The sequence below is a fragment of the Thermoleptolyngbya sichuanensis A183 genome (genome assembly GCF_013177315.1).
In the GTDB taxonomy this organism is placed as follows: Bacteria; Cyanobacteriota; Cyanobacteriia; order Elainellales; family Elainellaceae; genus Thermoleptolyngbya; species Thermoleptolyngbya sichuanensis.
Genome location: NZ_CP053661.1, coordinates 1,876,070 through 1,897,690 on the forward strand (window position 1 = coordinate 1,876,070; position 21,621 = coordinate 1,897,690).

The window sequence follows — 21,621 nt, forward strand, 5'->3', positions numbered from 1 at the left end:
CCCAACTCTAGCTTAGAGAAAGTTGCTCAAGCGAAACGCAGTCGCAATCAGCGTCAGATCGACGCAACAAGCTTTGCTTCTTCCTCTTTGGGAATCACCCGTCCCTCGTCCTCAAATCCCACAATCTGGTCGAAGTTGAGATAGCGATAGAGGTCGCTGGCAAACGGGTCGATCTTTTTCGTCACGATCTCCATGTATTCTTCTACGGTCGGAATACGACCCAGCAGGGCGCAGACCGCCGCCAATTCTGCCGAACCCAGGTAGACCTGTGCGCCTTTGCCCATGCGGTTGTTGAAGTTGCGGGTGGAAGTGGAGAACACCGTCACGCCGTCATCGACGCGGGCCTGGTTGCCCATGCAGAGCGAGCAGCCGGGCATCTCCGTGCGGGCCCCCGCTGCGGCAAAGATGCCGTAATAGCCCTCTTCGCGAAGCTGCTGTTCGTCCATGCGGGTGGGCGGGGCAATCCACAGGCGCACCTTCACCGGGCCCGCGCCCTCCAGCACCTTTGCCGCGGCGCGATAGTGGCCGATATTGGTCATGCAGGAGCCAATGAAGACCTCGTGAATCGGGTCGCCCGCGCATTCCGACATTAGCTTGATATTGTCGGGGTCGTTGGGCGCGGCTACGATTGGCTCCTTGATTTGATCCAGATCTACCTCGATAATGTCGGCGTATTCTGCATCGGGGTCAGCACTCATCAGCGAGGGATTGGCCAGCCATGCCTCCATCTTGCGGACGCGGCGGAGGATCGTGCGGGCATCGCCATAGCCCCGTGCCACCATGTTCTTCAGCAGCGCCACATTGGACCGCAGATATTCTGCCACCGTGGCCTCGCTCAGCTTGATGGTGCAGCCTGCGGCGGAGCGTTCGGCGGTTGCGTCCGTCAGTTCAAAGGCTTGCTCCAGTTGCAGATCCGGCAGACCCTCCATTTCGATGATGCGACCGGAATAGACATTCTTCTTGTTTTCTTTTGCAACCGTCAGCTTGCCCTGCTGAATGGCAACGTAGGGAATCGCGTTTACCACGTCGCGCAGCGTTACGCCCGGTTGCAGCGTGCCCTTAAACCGCACCAGCACCGACTCTGGCATGTCCAGCGGCATTACGCCTAGCGCAGCCGCGAAGGCCACCAGCCCAGAGCCAGCCGGGAAGGAAATGCCCAATGGGAAGCGGGTGTGGGAGTCGCCGCCCGTACCCACGGTATCTGGCAGCAGCATTCGGTTTAGCCAGGAGTGGATGATGCCGTCGCCAGGACGCAGGGACACGCCGCCGCGAGAGGTGATGAAGTCGGGCAGGCTGTGGTGGGTTTTGATATCGACGGGTTTGGGATAGGCGGCGGTGTGGCAGAAGCTCTGCATCACCAGGTCGGCGCTGAAGCCCAGGCAGGCGAGTTCCTTTAGTTCGTCGCGGGTCATGGGGCCGGTGGTGTCCTGAGAGCCAACGGTGGTCATGATTGGTTCGCAAGACGTACCGGGGCGCACGCCCAGAAGACCGCAGGCCTTGCCCACCATCTTTTGCGCCAGGGTAAAGCCTTTGCCTGTGTCGGCGGGCATTTTCGGACGGATGAACAAATCGCTGGGGGGCAACCCCAGGGCCATGCGGGTTTTGTCGGTGAGCGATCGCCCAATGAGCAGGGGAATCCGTCCGCCTGCCCGCACCTCGTCCAGAATGGTATCGGGCTTGAGCGTAAAGGTGGAGATCACCTCGCCCGCCTCATTGGTGATTTCGCCCTTATAGGGATAGATGGTGATCACGTCGCCCGTTTCCATCTTCGTCACGTCGCACTCGATGGGCAACGCGCCAGAGTCTTCCATCGTGTTGAAGAAAATAGGCGCGATCTTACCCCCCAGGCAATAGCCGCCCGTGCGCTTATTGGGCACAAAGGGGATGTCTTCGCCCATGTGCCAGAGGACGGAGTTGGTGGCGGATTTGCGAGAAGACCCCGTGCCCACCACGTCCCCGACGTAGGCCACGGGATGTCCTTTTTTCTTTAGTTCCGCAATGGTTTCTAGGGAACCGGGCTGGCGGCTTTCTAGCATTACCGTCGCGTGGAGCGGAATGTCGGGGCGGGTGGTGGCGTGGGGCGCGGGCGAGAGGTCGTCGGTGTTGGTTTCACCAGGCACTTTGAACACCGTCACCGTGATAGCTTCGGGCAGCGGCGGGCGGCTGGTGAACCAGTCTGCATTGGCCCAGGCGGTCATGATTTGCTGGGCTGATTCGTTTCCGCTTTCCGCTAGTTCCTGAATGTCATGAAACGCATCGTAGATCAGCAGCGTCTTGCTGAGGGCGGCAGTGGCGGTGGCAACAACCTCTGCATTGGGCGAGTGCAGCAGGTCGATGAGCGATCGCACGTTGTAGCCCCCCATCATCGTGCCCAGCAGTTCCGTGGCGTATTGGGGCGAGATCAGCGGGCTGGAGGCTTCTCCCTTGGCGATCGCCGTTAGAAATCCTGCCTTTACGTAGGCCGCCTGATCGACCCCCGGCGGAATGCGATCGCGCAGCAAACTCACCAAAAATTCTTCTTCACCCGCTGGTGGATGCTTCAGCAGTTCGCACAATTCGGACGTTTGCTCAGCAGACAGTGGCAGCGGCGGAATCCCCAGCGCTGCTCGCTCTGCGACATGGTTACGATAGGCTTCCAGCATGATTAATTCTTGCTCCCAAACACCAGCGAAAGGGCGTGAATGATGTTAAACCGATGTTGAACCGATTTCAAGCGAACCGATTTCAAGCGCACTAATTTCAGGCGCACTAATTTCAAGAGCAACATCTTATCTCTACGCTAACGTGGCGAGAGTTATTAGTGAGCAGTTTGAGGATAGGGTCTGAAGGAACAGGTCAGGCCCTCATTCTCTCTCACTGCAAATTCACCACAAACTCTTCGCCTGCTATCGAAACGCGATCGCCCTCTACCAGTTTCCGTCCGCGCCGGGTTTCCACTGCCCCGTTCACGCTAACTTCGCCAATCTGAATCAGCACCTTGGCTTCGCCGCCCGTGGGCACTGCCTGTACCCATTTCAGAAACTGATCGAGCCGGATGGTTTCGGGAGGAGGATTGTCCATAAGAAGAGAAAGTTAAAAAAAGTCAGGGGGATATCCCTTTTGGATTTTAGATTGCCGATTTTGGTAAGAGACTCTGTTGTGCGGCATAGCAACCAGAACGAATAGCAACCGGAATACCGTGAAAAGCCCGCTACACCTGAGACACTACACCTGAGACTCTACACCTGAGACTCTACGAGAGTCCCTCCCGTCATCATCGCTGATCCACTCGTTTTACCGCACTCTCGGTTTCCTCGTTTTGCGCCGATGAATATCGACATCACCACTCCTGCAATCCTGTTTCCCACGATTTCGCTGCTGCTGCTGGCCTACACAAACCGCTTTGTGGCGCTGGCCAGCATCATCCGCAACCTGCACGCCAGCCACCAGAGCAAGCCTGACCCTATGCTGCGGCAGGAAATCGCCAGTCTGCGCTACCGCATCAAGCTGATTCGCAATATGCAGGCGTGGGGGGCAGCGAGTTTGCTGTTCAGCGTGATTTGCATTCTGCTGCTGTTTCTGGGGTTTGAAACGGCGGGCCGGTGGATGTTTGCCGTCAGCCTGGTGATGATGCTGATCTCACTGGCGCTGTCGCTGCGGGAAATCCAGCTTTCGGTCGTCGCCCTCGATCTGCACCTGCGGGATGTAGAACAGGAACGAGAACGAGGGCGATCGCCCGACTATTTTTAGGTGTGGATCTTTTAGGTGTGGATCAAACGTGACGGGTTCTGCAAAGTGATGGGGTGATGGAGTATTGAAAAAGTGATGGGGTGATGGAGTATTGGAGTAATGCACGCCACTCCGTCACCCCGTCACTCCATCACTCGCTCCGATAGACGGGCCGCTTGAACCGCAGCCCCGCGCTACGGCGTGGTCGTCAGCACCTTATCTTCCGCCGAAACCGCTTCCGGGCTATTGGCTTCCGACGGGGGAACCGCCTGCCAAAACTGGGGCAGATAGGTCGCCCAGTTGGCCAGGATGTGCTTGGCCTTGGCGCTGCCCGTGCGATCGGCGTGGGCTGCAATCAGGTCTTTCAACTGCTGTTCGCCGACGGGGCTGGTGACGCGCTGGATTTTAATAATCTCCGGGTTCACCTTGCTGGGGAAGCTGCCGTCTTCGTCCAGGAAGTAGGCCAGTCCGCCCGTCATGCCTGCGCCGACGTTGCGCCCGACCCTGCCCAGCACGACGATCACACCGCCCGTCATGTATTCGCAGCAGTGGTCGCCTGCGCCTTCGATGACGGCACGACCGAGGGAATTCCGCACAGCGAAGCGTTCGCCCGCTTGCCCGCTGGCAAAGAGGGTGCCGCCCGTTGCCCCGTAGAGGCAGGTATTGCCGACGATTACATTGCTGGCTGGGTCAAAACTGGCCGCCGCCGCAGGCTGGATGATAATCTCGCCGCCGTGCATCCCCTTGCCCACGTAGTCGTTGGCTTCGCCTTCCAGCTTCAGCGTCATGCCGGGGAGGTTGAACGCGCCGAAGCTCTGGCCCACGCTGCCCTGAAACTCCAGCGTCAGGTGTCCGGCAAAGCCCGTGTCACCATACTGCCGGGCGATCGCCCCCGCCACTCGCGCCCCCACGCTGCGATCCGTGTTGACCACGCCGACAGACTTAGTAAGAGTGGTTTGATTTTGAATCGCCGCCTGGACTGCGGGATCGGACAGAATTTCGTCGTCCAGCACGGGGCCGTTGCTGTGAACCGTCTCGTGAACCAGCCAACTGCGGTCTTCGCGAGTATCGGGCAGGTTGATCAGGCAGGACAGATCTAGCGTCTTGGTCTTGGTCAGCGTCACACCGTCGCGCACCTTCAGCAAATCAGCGCGGCCGATGATCTCGTTGAGGGAGCGGTAGCCCAGTCGGGCCAAGAGCGATCGCGCTTCTTCGGCGATGAAATAGAAGAAGTTGACAACGTGTTCTGGCGTGCCGGGGAAGCGCTTCCGCAGTTCCTCTTTCTGGCTAGCCACGCCAACGGGACAGTTGTTGGTATGACAAATCCGCGCCATGATGCAGCCTTCGGCAATCATGGCAATGGAGCCAAAGCCAAACTCTTCGCCGCCCATCAGCGCCGCCATTACCACGTCCCAGCCCGTCTTGATGCCGCCATCGACACGCAGCAGCACGCGATCGCGCAGTTTGTTTTCCATCAGCACACGATGTACCTCAGTCAGCCCCAATTCCCACGGGCTACCCGCGTGTTTGATGGAACTCAGCGGCGATGCGCCCGTGCCGCCGTCGTGGCCGGAGATTTGGATGATGTCGGCGTTCGCCTTGGCCACGCCCGCCGCCACTGTGCCAATGCCCACTTCCGACACCAGCTTCACCGACACCTGCGCCTGGGGATTGATCTGGTGCAGGTCGAAAATCAGTTGCTCTAGGTCTTCGATGGAATAGATGTCGTGGTGGGGCGGCGGCGAAATCAGCGTCACGCCGGGCTTCGAGCGGCGCAGCATGGCAATGTAGGGGCTGACCTTGGGGCCCGGAAGTTGGCCACCTTCACCGGGCTTGGCCCCTTGCGCCATCTTGATTTCAAGCTGACGGGCGCTCATCAGATACTCCGGCGTAACCCCAAATCGGCCAGAGGCGATTTGCTTGATCGCAGAGGCAGCGCGATCGCCATTCTTCAGTCCCCGCAGGTGGGGCAGCGTGGGCGATAGCCCGTCGCCGTCTACATCGTCCAGCACCTTGTAGCGCACGGGATCTTCGCCGCCCTCGCCAGAATTGGACTTGCCGCCGATGCGGTTCATAGCGATCGCCAGCGTTTCGTGCGCCTCCCGCGACAGCGCCCCCAGGGACATACCGCCCGTGCAGAAGCGCTTGACAATTTCAGAAACGGGTTCCACTTCGTCGAGCGGAATCGAGGGGCGATCGCTCTTAAAGTCCAGCAGATCGCGCAGCGCCGTCAGCGGCCGCTCTTCTAGATACTTCTGGTACAGTTCGTAGTGGTCGTAGCTCTTCGCGTCCACCGCCTTGTGCAGGTGCTTCGCCATTTCGGGGCTATTCATGTGATATTCACCACCGGGACGATATTGCACAAAGCCCATGTTTTCCAGCTTCTTGACCGATAGCTCTGGAAAGGCGCGACTGTGGAAGGACAGCACCTCGTTCGCCAAATCCGCCACGCTCAGCCCGCCCAGCCGCGAGGCCGTGCCATAGAAGCCCAGGTGCAGCAGGTCGCCGCCGATGCCGATCGCCTCAAAAATCTGTGCCCCGTGGTAGCTGGAGAGCAGGGAAATCCCCATCTTGGAGAGGATCTTCAGCAGGCCCGACTCGACCGATTTGCGATAGTTTTGCTGCGCTTTTTCCACCGAAATCGCATCAATCTTGCCGCGCTCCATTAGGCTTTGGGTCTTGGGATCGGCGTGCCAGTGGCGCACCGTTTCAAATGCCAGGTAGGGACATACGGCGCTGGCTCCATAGCCAATCAAACAGGCAAAGTGGTGGGTACTCCAGCACTGGGCCGTGTCCACAATCAGCGAGGCTCTCATCCGCAAGCCCTGGCGGATCAGATGATGATGCACTGCGCCCACGGCCAGCAGCGGCGGGATATAGCTGGTGTTGGCGCTGAGAGTGGTGAGGGAACCGTTAGACGAGAGGCGATCGCTCAAAATCAGCACCGCCTTGCCCGACCGCACGGCTGCCGTTGCCTGCTGGCAGAGGTCATTCACCGCCTGTTGCAGCCCGTCGGGCCCAGCAGAAATGCTGAACAGGGTAGACAGACTGGCGGTTTCAAACTCCGAGTTGCGGATAAAGTCTAGCTCCGCGTTGTTCAGCACAGGCGACTTGAGGCTGAGCAGATGGGCGTATTCTGGCTTTTCATCCAGCAAGTTGCCGCGTGCGCCCAGTTCCATCGCCAGGGACATCACCAGCTTTTCGCGCAGCGGGTCGATGGGCGGGTTTGTCACCTGGGCAAAGCGCTGTTTGAAATAGTCATAGAGCAGGTGCGGCTTTTCAGACAGCACTGCCAGGGGAATGTCGTCGCCCATGCAGAAGGTCGGCTCGCTGCCCTTTTGCGCCATGTCCTGAATCACCATTTCCACATCTTCGGAGGTGTAGCCGAAAGCAGTCTGGTGGCGCAGCAGGGCAACGCTGTCCAGGTAGGATTCGGTGGTGAAAGGCTGCGGCTCCAGTTCGCGGCGGTTTTGCTTGAGCCACTCGCCGTAGGGCTGAGCCTGGGCAACGCGCTGCTTAATGTCCCAGTTTTTCAGAATTTCGTGGGATTGCAGGTCAACGGCGATCGCCTGTCCGGGGCCCAGCCGTCCTTTTTCTACAATTTCCGCCTCTGGCAATTCCACTACCCCCGCTTCTGATGCCACGACGATATAGCCATCGCGGGTAATCGCATAGCGGGCGGGTCGCAAGCCGTTTCGATCCAGCGACGCGCCGACTTTCTTGCCATCGCCAAACACCAGCAGGGCGGGGCCGTCCCACGGCTCCTGAATGCCGCTGTAGTATTCGTAAAAGTCCACAATTTCCGGGTGATCGGCCAGATCCGGCTGGTTGTTGTAGGCCTCTGGAACCATCATCATCAGCGCCGCCAACGGATCGCGCCCAGAGCGCACCAGCAACTCCATCACGTTATCTAAGTTGGCGGAGTCGCTGTTTTCTGGGCGGACGGTGGGCTTCAGGTCTTCGAGGCGATCGCCCCAAATCGGATGACTGAGATCCGCCTCCCGCGCCATCATCCAGTTGATATTGCCCAGCAGCGTATTGATTTCGCCGTTGTGGGCCAGCAGGCGCATCGGCTGAGCCAGCGGCCATTTCGGCATGGTATTGGTGCTAAAGCGGCGATGGTAGGTAGCAAACGCGCTGATGTAGAGCGGGTTTTGTAGATCCAGATAAAACTCACCTAGCACGGCCGATCGCACCATGCCTTTGTAAACAACCGTGCGATTCGAGAAAGAGCAGACGTAGAAGTCCTTAAGCGCTTCGGCATACTCGCCCTGATAATCCGCCAGCACGGACAGAATCCGCTTGCGGGCCCAGTAGAGGTCGCGCTCCAAGTCGTCGCCAGAGTCGGCCGATTGCACCAGCACTTGCTCGATTTGTGGCTGATTTTCTCTCGCCTGGACACCCAGCACGCTTGGCTGGACGGGTACTTTGCGCCAGCCGAGGATCTTCAATCCGCACTCCGTCCAAACTTTGGTGGCCAGGTCGCGGGCGATCGCCGCTGCGGCCTCAGACTGCGGCAAAAACACCATGCCCAGCCCAAAATTCTCCGCAGCAGGCAGAGCAACCCCTTCTGACTGACACCACTCGCCAATCAGCGCCCAGGGAATTGCCGTCATCAGCCCTGCACCGTCGCCAGAATCGCGGTCTGCGCTACAGCCCCCCCGATGCTCCATGCAAGACAGCGCCACCAGCGCCTTCTGCACTAGGTCATGGCTTGCTCTACCTTGAGAATCGGCGATAAACCCGACCCCACAAGCGTCGCGCTCTTCCACCAGCCACCGCTGTCCCGCATAGCCCGTGGTTCCCTGCCCCATCCATTCGTTCTGGTTCACGCCCATTCCACCCATAGCAACTTTCAACGAAAAGACCTGTTTTGTAATAACCCTGAAGTAACCCTAAACCGACCCAAGCCCCAAACTGCTTTAGGCTCTGGGGTGGTGAACTGGTGAGCGATTCAATCCGCCCGCCCAAGCAACGCGAATCTGCCCTTGGCTCCAGCAATCCCAGCCAGCGTCCATTCCTTCTATCTCACCTCAGACGGTCTGCGCTGCACTAACCCGTACAGGGGCAACTGCTGAAACCCTCCGCCCAAACGATCGCAACCGCCTCCAGCTATCCCACTCTAGGGTCGGATTTCTTTCTGGAGAGACGCATACGTAACACTATGCCCAGGTTTTGATCCAACTTTTGAGAGAGGGCACGCTGAGAAACTGGCGCAGCGTCAAATAGAGGGCGATCGCCAGCGACCCCCTTGCCGTTTTAGTTTGGAATATCTACCTACCAGGATAGAGTATGAATTCTAGGTGAAGCGATGCGGATTTTGCAACTGAAATCCCGCGTGCCCTTCAGAACGGCACATTAGACCGAGAGATCGAAACGCCTACATACGGCACGGCACTCGGCACGACTCTTTTCACGGGCGCATAGATTTCAGAACTTCGGTCGCGAGCTGCCCAAAGTCCAGAAGCATGAATCCTAGAAGCCCAAGGTCTAGAAGCGCAAACCAACCCCGCCCTGCACTGAAATCGCGGCGTTGTTGCCTTCGTCGTAGCCATCAAAGGCGAAAATTGCGTTGCCAAAGAGAACCAAATTGCTGTTGGGCAATGCGTGGTCAATACCTGGTTGCAGAACAAAGCTACTTTGATTGCCGATGGGCGAAGTATTGTCACCACCGCCCAACATAATAGACGCGCCCGCGCCCAAGTACAAATCTGTCTGCCAATTCAGCGGAATATCGTAGGAAACCGTTGGCACAAAGGCGCTGCGATCGCTCAATAGCAACTGCGCCCGAATGGAGAGAGGCACTCGTAGCAGCTTGTAGCGGGCCGCAATCACCGCTCCCGAAGCCGAATCTTCGCCAAACGCATCGTCGCCTTCGGTTAATCCAAAGGAGCCGCCAATCCCCACGTAGCTGCCGTAAGCCGCCTGTGCCTGCGCTGGGGCGATTCGCGAAGCGATCCCTACGGAAATTGCCATCAGCGACAGCCCACCCGACAGGGCCACCCCCCCCAGCACGGCTCCGAACCGGGCAATTGATAGTGTATCGAGCGCTGCATAAAGCTGACGAAAACTGCGGGATAAGAAGGCGTCGCAACGGTTCATACCAATTTCCTCACACTACAAAGCGCTGGGCAATAGTTGGGCAGTAATTTTCAAACCAGGTCGGGGGTTCGGAATTTGCAAACTTGGAATTTACAGCTTCAGGATTACAGTCTCAAGAATCCCTCAAGAACTATGGGCAGCCCCGCAAGCTAGTAGGGATGCAAAAATCCATACATGGTCAAACAGCAACCCAAAATCATTCCTGCTTCTTGAGACTTAGCGCTTTGGATACCTTTTAGAAATGACTACTAGCCGCAAGTACAACACCCAAGCAAGTCGCCAGTGAAAAAGCTTTTTGCGCCTTGAGGCTGCAACTCAAAAAAACTGGGGATAATTGAGCAAAAACTTGATCCGTCAGGGCTGAAACAGTTTTAAAAAATGGCAACGAATTTCTGGGGCAAGATTCATCTAATAAGATTTAACTACCAAACATTAGCTCATCTTTGAGCAAGAGATCCAGTTTTTTTGAAAAAATCTGCAACTTCTGCGCTAAAAGTTGGGTATTATTCCAGCTTTCAGTCTGTGCAAATTTTCCACAGCCCTCAATTCTCCACCTGATCCGCTCTAGCAGCCTGCATCTTAATCTAGTGCAACTCTTCTAAATCAAAATGGGAACCCTAGCACCAACACCCTTGCAACTTGCCCAAAGCCCATGAAGCCATTCACCTTACCCACCCCCTTCCCGACTCCGATCCCTGTCTCTGCCCAATGGCTCTTGGCGATCGCCGCTGCGGCCTCTGTTCTAGGAGTGGCTATGCCCGCTGGACTGGCTCAGGAGCGCCAGGGTTGTTTCATGATCACCCAAACGGGTCGGCTCATCGACCTATCCGATATTTGCCCCTCTGCTCAGCCTTTTACGCCCCCAGCCCAAGCCAGTTCTACACCAACCCTCGGCACCGGCGATATTCAGGTCACGCTGCGGTGGACGACGACTGACGATCTGGATTTGGCAGTCCGCGACCCATCGGGCAACATAGTTGCGTACTACAACCGCAGTGTGCCTTCTGGCGGCCAGCTCGACGTAGACGCAAACGCAGGCTGTGGAGAGCAAAACACCAGCCCCATTGAAAATATTTTCTGGCCGTCGGGCAGAGCACCCCAGGGGCAGTTTTCTATTGAAGTGAATCTGTTCACTCGCTGCCCTGGTGGGGGCGGTGGCAGCATCCCCTTTAACCTAACGCTGCTCGTCCAAGGCACAACCCGCACGATCGAAGGCTCCGTCAGCGATCAGCAGCCCGTTGCGACCTTCCCCTTCTCGCTGCCCACGCAAGCCGCACAGCGCTAGTCCTTGAAAGTAGAACCCTGCGGGTCGCTAAACCGATGAAGTTCAGCCAAATCCGAAGTTTCTGCAGTATCTTTAATAGATATCAGCGGAAATAGATATCAGCGGATGAGTTGTGTTAAGGCGGATTAATCAAGCCTGTCAAGTCAGGTTTGTGGGTTGGTGAATTAGCATCTTGAAATTGGCATTGTGGACGGGTCGTAGAGGATTGTAGGTTTTTTTGGGGGCTGATATGCGCCGAACTGCTCTGGTTATGGTTTTAGGAACGCTTGCACTGTGGCTGGGAAGCTGTAGGAGTGCGCCGGAAGAGCCTGCGGCGACAGCGCCCACAGACCCCAACGCGCCTGCGGAACCCGGAGCCGTCGGGGATCCAAATGCACCCGCAGACCCTAATGCAGCAGCCGATCCAAACGCGATGCCTGCTGATCCGGCTGCGGTTCCGGCGGCTCCTGCCACCGCCCCAACCACGGCAACTGCTCCCTCTCCTGGGCTGCCTGCGGGCACGCTGCCCCCCGAACTCATCGCTTCTACCAATCCCCAGGCGCGTGTTCAAGAAGTGCAGCGCAATCGCCCCGATCCCTTTGCCCAGGTTACGGTTACACCAGTGGTGGTTGAGTCCCCAAATCGAAATGGGGCAACGACTCGCCCCTTTGTTACACCTGCGGGACAGGGCGTTCGAGTGCCGCCGCTGGCAACGGGGCGTGTTCCGTCTCTGCCTGGCGGTCAAGCGGGTACGGGGGGGGCGGCTACAGGAATCGGGGCAGCGGGGACAGGTACGCCTTCGGGAACCGGACAACTGGCCCCAATTCCCAACCTGACGGGGCAAACGCTAAACGGCCCGGCTCAGCGCCCGGCCCCGCCGCCGCCGCCCCAGCCAACTATGGCCCGCGCGGTTAAGGTGATGGGGGTCATTCAGATAGGCAACACAGCCCACGCAATTGTGCAGGCTCCAAACGAACCGACTAGCCGCTATGTCCGAGTGGGGCAGCGGTTGTCGAATGGTGAGGTGTTGGTGAAGCGAATCGAGATGAATCGTGGCTCTGAGGAACCTGTGGTGGTGTTAGAGCAGTATGGCATAGAGGTGCCGATTGCTGTGGGGCAGGGTGGGCCGCCGCCTGTGCCGGGTGCGTAGCCCAGGCCTGAGTTGCTTTCAGGGCACTGCGGATTTCAGGGTTCTGTGTGCAGCGTTTGACTTGCTAGCTTTAGTTACTTATTTTTTGCGTAGCTTTTGCATCGTTACTTGCAATTTGGCGTGTGCAGAGAGTTCAGTTCAATGCACACGCCTGCTTTTTCTCTAAAGGAGATTGTCATGACTGCAACTGCATCCACCGCAAATCATGCGCCCTTCGGCTTTGCGCCTGTGCCGACGCAGGATGCTGATTTTTTACGGCAGCTTTCGTTTGTGCCGGGGTTAAAGGAACTCCTGACGGTGCGCCAGGTTCATGCACTGGAACATGCAACGGTGTGGGTGCTGAGTGAAATGGCGGGTGGGTTGGTAGACGGCGGCATGGGCGATCGCCTCGGTGGCATGTCTACTGAAACGGGCTTCTACATTTACGGCGCGGTGGACACTGAGCAACTGCGGCGAGCAGCCCAGACGGCGCTACATCGAATGTTGGGGGGCGAGTGGAATTTGGCAGTGCATCCCCGCTGCGGCACGAATCTATCGGTCGGCATCTTGCTGACGGCGGGGCTGCTGATGGGCGCTCAACTGGTGCTACCCAAAGATCCGCTGGGGCAGATTTTGGGACTGGGGCTGGCAGCAACGGCAGCGGCGAGTATTGCGCCGGATGCAGGGCAAATTGCCCAGCGCTACCTGACGACAGCAATTCCGTTTAACCTGGCGATTCTATCGGTGGAAAACCAGGGCGATCGCTGGGGACAGCCAACCCATTTTGTGCGCGTGGTCTGGGTGGATTAGGACAGTAGAGCAAACAGGTTGTACTGGCAGGTTGTACTGGCAGGTTGTACTGGCAGCTTGCACTGGCAGCTTGCATTGGCAGCTTGCATTGGGAAGCGGTATTGGGAGGCTGCATTGGGAATGAAGGGGCGATCGCCGGGTATTCTGGACTAGGTTCTTACGGTCTTGTTCTGAACCTAACCAGACTTACGCCCTTGCGATAAGCTTTCTGGACTTTGGACAATTTCTCGCAGGCTGCGCCCGCGAGAAATTGTCCAACTGCGTAAGTCCTACCCAACTATCGCCCAACTATCCCAGGATTCGCCATGCTCACGACTGCTCGTCCGCTCCAGCTTGATTACGTCCGCGCCCAGTTTCCAGCTTTGGCAGGAGAGTGGGTGTTTTTTGACAATGCGGGCGGTTCCCAAACCCTGAAGCGGGTTGCGGATCGCATCAGCGATTACCTTTTGACGACCAATGTGCAGCTTGGCGCATCCTACAACGTGTCGCAGCAATCGACTGCACGGGTTGCCGAAGCAGCCCAAGCCGCCGCGATGCTAATCAACGCCGCCGAGCCGGGCGAAGTGGTGATGGGCGGTTCCACCACCCTGCTGCTGCGGATCTTGTCGTTGTGCCTGGGGCAGACCTTTCGCCCCGGTGATGAGATCATCGTCACAAATTGCGACCATGAATCTAACATTGGCTGCTGGCTGGACTTGCGGAAGCAGGGCATCATCGTCAAGTTTTGGAACCTGAATCCAGAAACGCTCCAGCTTGATCTGGACACACTGGCACAGCTAATGACCCCACGCACTCGGCTGGTGGCGCTGACTCATGTTTCCAATATCCTGGGCACTATTAACCCGATTCGCCAAATCGCTGACTTGGTGCATGAGCGCGGCGCAATGATCTGCGTGGATGGCGTGGCCTATGCGCCCCATCGCCGGGTGGATGTGCAGGCGCTGGACGTGGATTTTTACGTGTTCAGCTTCTACAAAGTCTATGGGCCGCACTACGCGCTGCTGTATGGCAAGCGGGAACACCTGCTGACCATGCCGGGAATCAATCACTACTTCATCGGCCAGGAAACGATTCCCTACAAGTTTCAGCCTGGAAATGTGAATTTTGAACTGAGCTATGGCGCGGCGGGTGTTGTGGATTATCTGAGCGATCTGGCTGTGCAGCATGGCAGCGATCGCCCCTCATCTGACCTGTCTGCTCGCCTCAGCGATGCCTTCGACCGCATTGCCGAGCATGAAGAACTGTTGAGCGATCGCCTCCTCAGCTATCTCCACCGCCAGCCCCGCGTGAAACTCTGGGGCGACCCTACCGCAGACCGCGATCGCCGCGTGCCCACCATCGCCTTCACGGTCGGTCAACTCAACAGCGCCACGATTCCGCCGCAGATCGATCGGCATCATATCGGCATCCGCTATGGAGATTTCTATGCTCGACGGCTGATCGAAGACCTAGGACTGGCGCAGCAAAACGGCGTAGTGCGCGTCAGCATGGTGCATTACAACACCCTGGAAGAGTGCGATCGCCTGATTGCCGCTCTCGATCCGATCATTGGCAGCTAGAGAAGCGCAATAGGGTAGCAGAGTGATACAGTATTGAACCAAAAGCAACCCTGAGCCTTCACCCCAGCATGTCTCCCGGAACCCGCCTAGAACGATACACCCTCAAGCACCCCAGCGAAGTTCTGCTGGTTACTGCCCGCACAGCCGACGGAGACGATCAGGTCGCCATTTTTCGCGGCTTCTCCAGTTCACTAACGCGCCCCACAGCCTACGATCCTGACGTTCCCGTGCTGCCGCCAGATGCAGAGATTCTCAGCATCGATCGCCTCCAGGGTCCCTATGACCCGGCAAATCCGGTCTATCTTCAGCAAGGGCTAAGCTGGGGCGAAATGCAGGAATTGCTGATCAATCTGGGGCTATAGTCTGGGATTAAAACCGGGGCTATAGTCTGGGGTTAAAACAGGGGCTAGAACGGGGGCTAGAACGGGAGCAAAAACTTTCTCTCCCTGTGGCGAAACTTCTACAGCAGGAGCCGCGTCACTAGATTCACAAGCTTTCACCCAGGGATTGCAAACCGCCTGAACCGGGCGCAGTGTGGTCAACTCAGTGGCGATCGCCCTTTCTTTGCAAGGCAAGCTGCGGAGATTGACCCCTGGCTTTTGCGTGCGATCGCGCTAGCACACAGACCAAACAATCTCGCTGCTCGTTAAAAATTCGAGCAAATTTCTGCGGATCTGCGGAAGTCCCCAGTGGAAAAGTTTGATAACTTTGTCGAATTTTCGGCCCATCTACCGAACTCAGGATTACGCTTTTAGGCACACTCTTATGAATCAGGGAAAACGCCACACCTTGAACATCCACATCGAGAGAGAGTATGGAACGTCCACACTGGTTGTCCCTCACCGCCCTGACTGCCCTGAGCTTGGGCATGGGTGGGTTAAACGAACAGGCGATCGCCACCACCTTCAACAACACCCAGGTTGACCAAAGCCGCTTTGTGGTGCTGGGCAGCGCAGGTGGCAGTCGCATCACCATTTTGGAACAGGTCAGCAATGCCCGCGCCTGCTGGCAAGAATCGAGCAATGGCACCGTTGATGCCCTGATGACCCGGTTTGACTTTACGGGCATTTGCGCCCGCGCCACCGACCGCAACGGCTACTCGGTGCGCGTTGGCGGACAGGATCTGGGTCTGCAATACACCCTCCGCACTGTTACTCAGGGCAACCAAATCATCCTCTATGCCCAGCCCAGCAGCGGCAGCGGCACGTTGGAAATTGGTCGATCTCGCAGCGCTGCCAGCGGCTTCAACCGAATTCAGCTCAACCCCGGCTGGTATCTTAGCCGCCGCACGTTCAATGGGCAGCCTTTAGGGCACCTGTATCTGACCAATGACCTGTCGCTAGCAGCGCTAACCAGTGCCTCGCGCCCGATCGCCACGAACCCTGCACCCGTTGCGCCGCGTCCCACAACGCCCGCACCCTCCCCTACGCCAATCGTAGTTACGCCCGCACCTCAGCCGTCTCGACCCGTCGGCTCTGCCCCAGTTGAGATTCCTGTGCCGCCGCCGGCCGCCGGCGTTGTGGTGACTCGACCCACACCCGCACCTGTGCCCAGCACCGGGTCGCCGACCATTGTGAACGGCATTCCTCTGCCACCGCCGCCGCCATCGGTCAGCGCACCCGAATCGGTGGCAGTGCTACCTGTGCCGTCGCTGCCGCCTATGCCACTGGGACAAACCCCGCCCGGTCAGGTCGGTTCTGCCCGTCCTCCCGTGTTTACCGGAGCACCCCAACCCGCGTCGCCGTTGGCCTCTTCGCTGGGCTTTAGCTTCCGGGTGGTAGTGAATGGCAGTTCTCCCGACGTGCAAACTCGTGTGCGCTCTATTGTGCCCGATGCATTCCGCACAGTGATTAATGGGCAGGTTGTGATGCAGGCGGGTCTATTCCGCGATCGCGCCACGGCTGATCAAATGCTGCAACGACTCAGCAGCGCAAACTTGCAGGCGGCCGTAGTGCCAGTCAATTAGCAACAACGCTAACGGTGTTTGGAGTGGTGGAGTGATAGGGTGGGAGAAAAAAAGAAAAGAGAAAACAGAAAAAGGAAGAGGTTTTATTTTTCATTCTTCGTTCTTCGTTCTTCCTTTTCCGTCTCTCTCCAACACCCCAACACTCCTAACCCCTTATGTCTCACCTTACGCCCGAAGAACTCGCCGAATGGCAGCGCGTGCTGGATGCGGCGAACTACAACAATATTTTTTGCCACTGCCGCCAGTGCGATCGCGAATGGGTTGCTTCCACAGAAGCCCCTTGCACCTGCGGCAGTATTCGCGTGGAATATATTGCCTGCTGGCAATTTCCAGATGACTAGCGCCTGCTGACAATTTCCAGATGATTAGCGCCTGCTGGCAATTTCCAGATGACTAGCGCCTGCTGGAATCTAAAATCGCCAATCATAAAACCCAAAATCGCCAGAACTGCAATCGCTCTGTCGCCTTAACTCGACGATCGCCATTTCTTAACGTAGACCCCACTATAGGATTATCAATTCTTAACGCTCGGCCGCTACGCTACCTGTGTTGAAGAAGACATTTCTTACATCCTTTGGGAGAGCAAGCATTATGGTGGCAAGCGGAGTTCGGTTAAACCGCTTTGTGAAGGTTTTGGGAGCGATCGCTGCAACAGTGGCAGCGGTGAGCGTACCCGTTGCTGTGTTTTCACAAACAAATCGCCTGATCAAAATTGACGGTTCTAGCACGGTGTTCCCGATCACCGAAGCCATGGCCGAAGAGTTTATGAAAATCAATCGGGATGTCAACGTTACCGTTGGGATCTCTGGCACAGGCGGCGGCTTTAGCAAGTTCTGCGCGGGTGAAACGGACATTTCCAACGCTTCTCGCCCGATCCGTCAATCTGAGATTGAGAAGTGCCGTGCGGCAGGCATCAACTACATCGAACTGCCGGTTGCTTATGACGCGCTGACGGTTGTGGTCAACCCCCGCAACACCTGGACGACCAGCCTAACCACTGCCGAACTAAAGAAAATCTGGGAACCGGGCAGCACCATCAACAACTGGAGCCAGGTTCGCAGCGGCTTCCCCAATGTCCGCATGAACCTGTATGGCCCTGGAACTGACTCTGGAACCTTCGACTACTTCACCGAGGCTATCAACGGCAAGGCAGGAGACAGCCGCAGCGACTACACCGCCAGCGAAGATGACAACGTGCTAGTGCAGGGTGTGGTTCAAGACCAGGGTGCATTGGGCTATTTCGGTTTTGCCTACTATGAGGAAAACCGGAACCGCCTCAAGTCGGTGGCTATCGACAACGGCAATGGCCGTCCTGTCGCGCCGAGCCGCGAGGCTGTAGAAAATAATACCTACACACCGCTGTCTCGCCCTGTCTTCATCTACGTGAGCGATCGCGCCGCACAGCGCCCTGAAGTTCGCCAGTTTGTGTCCTTCTACCTGAGCAGCCCTCAGCTTGTGGATGAGGTTGGCTACGTTCGTCTGCCCAGCGAAGGCTACACGCTGGCTCGCCAACTGCTGGAGCGCAACGAATTCGGCACCCGCTTTGCTAATCGGGAAACTGTTGGGATTAGCATCCAGGAACTTCTGCGCCTCGAAGCTCAGCGATAGAAGCGCCTGACGGTTTGCTTTCAACGCTTTGCTGATTGGTTAGTCTCTGGTCTCCTTGGAGCAGTTTCTTTGAGTCTGTTCCAGGGAGACTCTCTATCGGTGGTAGACAAACGGTGATAGACAGATGGACAACCGTCGCAATTAAGCGGGCGATCGCCCCCTCAAATTTCTCTCTTCGCGCCCTTTTCTACACAAGCTTTTTCACAAGCCCTTCAACATTCATCCCAGTCTCTTCAAGCCAATCATTCTTTCATCATGGGACGGTCAACTCCGCGTCTGCCAGCCGCCACACTCCAAGTTCACAAGTCTTCCTCGCCGTGGCAGATGTTCTGGCGGCCGATGTTGTTGGCCTCTGTCGCGCTCCATGCACTCGTGCTGGGGCTACCGCTCGCCTCTGAGCCAGAGCCAGAACCCGAAGAGACTGCCGAAGAAGTTCAAGAAGAAAGTATTCAACTGTCTACTCTGGCAGCACCGCCTCGCCCGACTCCATCGCCTTCGCCCAGGCCTGCACCATCACCGACTCCTCAGGCCCGTCCCACCCCTGTTGCGTCTCGTCCCAATCCGGTTCCGGCGGTTCGTCCCGAACCTCAGCCTAGCCCAGTGACGACCCCTTCGCCGACCCCAACTCCTGAAGCGTCACCCACGCCCGAAGCGTCACCCACGCCTGAGGCTAGCCCAGCACTCAACGAACCAGTAGCGGCCGTCACCCCCGATCCAGACCCAGCCGCCGCTGCCGCCAGTTTCGATCCCTCTGCGCTCCAGGCGGAGCTACAGGCAAGTCTTCAGGGCATTCAGGGAAGTGTTGGACTCCAGCCCTTTCCAGGAGTCTTCCGAAACCCAGCCAGTTTCTATGTTTCCGAAGACCCAGAAGAGTTGATGCCTGGTATCAAAACGATGCAGTGGTTTAATGATCTGCGGTCAGAGGAAGTATTTAGCCGATTGCAAGACACTTACGGAGCGCGTGGGTTTACGTTTGAAGAGATCGGGGAATATGGCGGCGGGCGAGTCTATGAGCTAAGAACGTCTGAGGGAGAGGTTGTAGACATCGTAAACGTCGTCCCAGGGAAGGGCAACATCTCAACAGTTGTCATCATATGGGAATTTGATCCCAACGCACCCCCGACATAATCTACGCTCCAGGGATAAAGCAACAGGAATTTCGGGCGATCGCCCCCTGAGGACGAATCGAGCTAGCTTTATCGAAGTTTTAGAGCTAATTTATGAAGCAAATCTTAAGAAACCTGAAACTCTTGGCATGTGTGGCTTTGAGGTCATGTTTGCCCAGGAAAAGCGGTTTCTCGGAAATCCTTGATTAACAAGGCTTTCAGGCTCCTTTACAAATTAGCTCTTAGCCACGCATACCCTACATAACCTACGCATACCCTACATCACCTAAGGCAGAAGTGTTGAACGCAATGTTAGCAGGGCAAGTTCATAGCTGAATCCAGTACAAAAGATCTATAATTCTGCCTGTAATGACCTACTTATTGCTTCCATTCTCAATAATCCGCCTCTTGAGAGTGCTTTTTGTAAAGTTTTACCATCAAGATTCAACACTTCTGCACCTAAGGTAGAGGACGGGCGCATCCCTGTTATGCAAGTTTGCCCTCATCCCCCAACCCCTTCTCCCAAAAACGGAGAAGGGGAGCCAGATTGGAAGCCCCTCTCCCGCTTTGGGAGAGGGATTTAGGGTGAGGGTTACAAAAGTGGGATATACCCGTAGAGGACTCATTCACGGAATTCTTTCACCGAATCAATTCTGGCGTATTCCAAAGGCTGGTAGGCGAAATATCTGCCAGCCAAGTGCGCTTAGCTCCAAATATCCTCAACTTTAAGCTCTTAGTGTAGAGATTGTGAAGCTATCAGAAAGCTATCAGAAATAGATAGGGTGGTGCTGTAGTCTGTAGTAGGATATCGAAATAAAGTATCTATCGAAATAGGATATCGTGAGGTGTCGCGTCATTCCCACTACGCCACATCAGAAAATCGGAAATTAGCAATAAAAAACCCCTAGACGTAAAGCCCAGAGGTTTGGAGTTCCTGAAAATCGTCACTTGATTAAATAATCTCAAGCCTCCATAAATTCCGCAAGGGGGTTTAACCCTCTCTTGTTCTCAAGTTCATCAAAAACTCAAGGAACTTCGTAAACGTTCCCCGGAATTTACTTAGCCACTAGCTCTGGAAGCAGGGAGTCGCTGACGAAACCATTGCGTTCGTCGATGGGGATGTAGGGCTTGTTGTGGTCGCCTGTATAGATCTGGGTAGGACGGAAGATGCGGTTGGCTTCGAGTTGCTCCTTCCAGTGGGCTAGCCAGCCCGCCACACGGGCGATTGCAAACACGGGCGTAAACAAGTCTGTCGGAATCCCCAGCTTGCGGTATACCAGCCCAGAGTAGAAGTCCACGTTTGGATAAATTCCCTTGTGACCCAGCTTTTCTTCGACCGCCTTTTCCATGGCGATCGCAATATCGTAATAGTGATCGCGCCCAAACTTCTCAAACAGTTGCTCTGCCAAGTTTTGCAGAATGATGGCGCGGGGGTCTTTCACCTTATATACCCGATGCCCAAAGCCCATAATCTTGGACTTGCGCTCTAGGCAGGTCTCTAGGTACGGCTGCACGTTTTCCACGGAGCCGATTTCCTCCAGCATTAAAATTACTTCTTCGTTCGCGCCACCGTGTAGCGGCCCGGCAAGCGTCCCCACGGCCGACGCAACCACCGCATAGGGATCGGTCAGCGTTGAAGCCGTCACCATTGCCGAAAAGGTCGATGCGTTGATGGTGTGTTCTGCATGGAGGGTTAGGCAGACATCAAAAATCTGCGCCGCCAGCGGGTCAGGTTCCTGCTCCGTCAGCATGTAGAGAAAGTTAGCAGCATAGTCCAGATCGTCGCGGGGCTGAATAGGGTCGTTTCCCTTTCGCATCAGTTGAAACGCCGCAACCATTGTGGGAATTTTGGCCAGCAGCCGCACCACCGCCGCCCGGATGTAGGCTGGGTCTTCGAGCGCCCGCCTAGAATAGAACAGCCCCAGCGCTGCGGCACAGGCTTGGAGCGCATCCATCGGATGACCGCTCTCTGGGAAGCACTTCATCATGTCGCGGATGCGGTACTTCAGCCGTCGATGCGTTTGCACCTCGTGCTTAAAGTCTGCCAATTCTTCACGGGTGGGCAACACGCCCCAAATCAGCAGATAGGAGGTTTCTAGAAACGTGCTGTGTTTCGCCAGTTCCTCAATGTGAATGCCCCGATACTCCAGAATGCCATTCTGACCATCGACAAAGCTAATGCTGGATTGGGTGGCGGGCACCCCGTCCAAACCAGGTCTGTATTCGCAAGCCGTCATAATTTCACCGTGCGCCCGACTATGAATGTGTTGCTTGCTATTCTACGACCCAGTTTGGGGCAGTTTTGTTTGTTCTAAGCTATGTCTTAAGTCTTTAGGCCTTTCAAAGGCGGCGACTCGATTTGAATCGTC

At 56.6% G+C, this 21,621-nt stretch carries 15 protein-coding genes; 10 read left to right on the forward strand and 5 right to left on the reverse strand.

The genetic code is table 11. From position 1 onward, the window contains the following. Nucleotides 1-53 precede the first annotated feature (53 nt). Together acnB and HPC62_RS07950 are read right to left on the reverse strand one after the other, a co-directional pair. Nucleotides 54-2,642, reverse strand: a complete 2,589-nt coding sequence (gene acnB, locus HPC62_RS07945; protein WP_172354641.1) for a bifunctional aconitate hydratase 2/2-methylisocitrate dehydratase — start codon at nucleotides 2,640-2,642, stop codon at nucleotides 54-56. Between the two features lie 211 nt (nucleotides 2,643-2,853). Continuing rightward, nucleotides 2,854-3,060, reverse strand: coding sequence for an RNA-binding S4 domain-containing protein (locus HPC62_RS07950; RefSeq protein WP_172354643.1), 207 nt, complete (start codon nucleotides 3,058-3,060; stop codon nucleotides 2,854-2,856). Between the two features lie 246 nt (nucleotides 3,061-3,306). Here HPC62_RS07950 and HPC62_RS07955 point away from each other — a divergent pair, with 246 nt between their 5' ends. Further along, a complete protein-coding gene (locus tag HPC62_RS07955) occupies nucleotides 3,307-3,729 on the forward strand; it encodes a DUF2721 domain-containing protein (RefSeq protein ID WP_172354645.1) in 423 nt (140 codons plus the stop codon). 173 nt (nucleotides 3,730-3,902) lie between these two features. Here the strand turns inward: HPC62_RS07955 and gltB are convergent, their stop codons facing one another. Both gltB and HPC62_RS07965 read right to left on the reverse strand, forming a co-directional pair. Continuing rightward, nucleotides 3,903-8,546, reverse strand: a complete 4,644-nt coding sequence (gene gltB, locus HPC62_RS07960) for a glutamate synthase large subunit (protein WP_205371276.1) — start codon at nucleotides 8,544-8,546, stop codon at nucleotides 3,903-3,905. 652 nt (nucleotides 8,547-9,198) lie between these two features. Further along, nucleotides 9,199-9,684, reverse strand: coding sequence for a hypothetical protein (locus tag HPC62_RS07965; protein ID WP_172358834.1), 486 nt, complete (start codon nucleotides 9,682-9,684; stop codon nucleotides 9,199-9,201). Nucleotides 9,685-10,462: 778 nt separating this feature from the next. Between HPC62_RS07965 and HPC62_RS07970 the strand changes: the two genes are divergently transcribed. The 9 genes from HPC62_RS07970 (at nucleotide 10,463) to HPC62_RS08010 (ending at nucleotide 19,274) form a co-directional block, all read left to right on the forward strand. Continuing rightward, nucleotides 10,463-11,095: a hypothetical protein gene (locus tag HPC62_RS07970; RefSeq protein ID WP_172354647.1), complete on the forward strand. Its 633-nt coding sequence runs from the start codon at nucleotides 10,463-10,465 to the stop codon at nucleotides 11,093-11,095. Between the two features lie 250 nt (nucleotides 11,096-11,345). Then, complete coding sequence (locus HPC62_RS07975) at nucleotides 11,346-12,224, forward strand: hypothetical protein (RefSeq protein ID WP_172354649.1); 879 nt, start codon at nucleotides 11,346-11,348, stop codon at nucleotides 12,222-12,224. A 177-nt stretch (nucleotides 12,225-12,401) separates the two neighbouring features. Beyond that, nucleotides 12,402-13,013: a DUF6391 domain-containing protein gene (locus HPC62_RS07980; protein ID WP_172354651.1), complete on the forward strand. Its 612-nt coding sequence runs from the start codon at nucleotides 12,402-12,404 to the stop codon at nucleotides 13,011-13,013. Between the two features lie 305 nt (nucleotides 13,014-13,318). After that, entirely contained in the window at nucleotides 13,319-14,572 is a 1,254-nt protein-coding gene (locus HPC62_RS07985; protein WP_172354653.1) for a cysteine desulfurase-like protein, read from the forward strand. A 68-nt stretch (nucleotides 14,573-14,640) separates the two neighbouring features. After that, complete coding sequence (locus HPC62_RS07990; protein ID WP_172354655.1) at nucleotides 14,641-14,934, forward strand: DUF7734 family protein; 294 nt, start codon at nucleotides 14,641-14,643, stop codon at nucleotides 14,932-14,934. A 452-nt stretch (nucleotides 14,935-15,386) separates the two neighbouring features. Next, complete coding sequence (locus tag HPC62_RS07995) at nucleotides 15,387-16,538, forward strand: DUF3747 domain-containing protein (protein ID WP_172354657.1); 1,152 nt, start codon at nucleotides 15,387-15,389, stop codon at nucleotides 16,536-16,538. Between the two features lie 155 nt (nucleotides 16,539-16,693). Continuing rightward, nucleotides 16,694-16,879 (forward strand): hypothetical protein, encoded by a 186-nt coding sequence (locus HPC62_RS08000; RefSeq protein ID WP_172354659.1) that lies wholly within the window; start codon nucleotides 16,694-16,696, stop codon nucleotides 16,877-16,879. Nucleotides 16,880-17,129: 250 nt separating this feature from the next. Continuing rightward, nucleotides 17,130-18,146 carry a PstS family phosphate ABC transporter substrate-binding protein gene (locus HPC62_RS08005; protein ID WP_172354661.1) on the forward strand — a complete coding sequence of 339 codons (1,017 nt, stop codon included), beginning with the start codon at nucleotides 17,130-17,132 and terminating at the stop codon, nucleotides 18,144-18,146. A gap of 255 nt (nucleotides 18,147-18,401) precedes the next feature. Further along, nucleotides 18,402-19,274: a hypothetical protein gene (locus tag HPC62_RS08010; RefSeq protein ID WP_172354663.1), complete on the forward strand. Its 873-nt coding sequence runs from the start codon at nucleotides 18,402-18,404 to the stop codon at nucleotides 19,272-19,274. Between the two features lie 1,033 nt (nucleotides 19,275-20,307). On the opposite strand, the gene HPC62_RS08015 is transcribed toward HPC62_RS08010, so the two are convergent. After that, nucleotides 20,308-21,489 carry a citrate synthase gene (locus tag HPC62_RS08015; protein ID WP_172354665.1) on the reverse strand — a complete coding sequence of 394 codons (1,182 nt, stop codon included), beginning with the start codon at nucleotides 21,487-21,489 and terminating at the stop codon, nucleotides 20,308-20,310. Nucleotides 21,490-21,621 lie beyond the last annotated feature (132 nt).

Coding starts and splice junctions, on each gene's coding strand:
- HPC62_RS08000 (WP_172354659.1), top strand. CDS start 16,694: ATGTCTCACCTTACGCCCGAAGAACTCGCCGAATGGCAGCGCGTGCTG.
- acnB (WP_172354641.1), bottom strand. CDS start 2,642: ATGCTGGAAGCCTATCGTAACCATGTCGCAGAGCGAGCAGCGCTGGGG.
- HPC62_RS07955 (WP_172354645.1), top strand. CDS start 3,307: ATGAATATCGACATCACCACTCCTGCAATCCTGTTTCCCACGATTTCG.
- HPC62_RS08015 (WP_172354665.1), bottom strand. CDS start 21,489: ATGACGGCTTGCGAATACAGACCTGGTTTGGACGGGGTGCCCGCCACC.
- gltB (WP_205371276.1), bottom strand. CDS start 8,546: ATGGGCGTGAACCAGAACGAATGGATGGGGCAGGGAACCACGGGCTAT.
- HPC62_RS07975 (WP_172354649.1), top strand. CDS start 11,346: ATGGTTTTAGGAACGCTTGCACTGTGGCTGGGAAGCTGTAGGAGTGCG.
- HPC62_RS08005 (WP_172354661.1), top strand. CDS start 17,130: ATGGTGGCAAGCGGAGTTCGGTTAAACCGCTTTGTGAAGGTTTTGGGA.
- HPC62_RS07970 (WP_172354647.1), top strand. CDS start 10,463: ATGAAGCCATTCACCTTACCCACCCCCTTCCCGACTCCGATCCCTGTC.
- HPC62_RS07980 (WP_172354651.1), top strand. CDS start 12,402: ATGACTGCAACTGCATCCACCGCAAATCATGCGCCCTTCGGCTTTGCG.
- HPC62_RS07950 (WP_172354643.1), bottom strand. CDS start 3,060: ATGGACAATCCTCCTCCCGAAACCATCCGGCTCGATCAGTTTCTGAAA.
- HPC62_RS07965 (WP_172358834.1), bottom strand. CDS start 9,684: ATGGCAATTTCCGTAGGGATCGCTTCGCGAATCGCCCCAGCGCAGGCA.
- HPC62_RS07990 (WP_172354655.1), top strand. CDS start 14,641: ATGTCTCCCGGAACCCGCCTAGAACGATACACCCTCAAGCACCCCAGC.
- HPC62_RS07985 (WP_172354653.1), top strand. CDS start 13,319: ATGCTCACGACTGCTCGTCCGCTCCAGCTTGATTACGTCCGCGCCCAG.
- HPC62_RS07995 (WP_172354657.1), top strand. CDS start 15,387: ATGGAACGTCCACACTGGTTGTCCCTCACCGCCCTGACTGCCCTGAGC.
- HPC62_RS08010 (WP_172354663.1), top strand. CDS start 18,402: ATGGGACGGTCAACTCCGCGTCTGCCAGCCGCCACACTCCAAGTTCAC.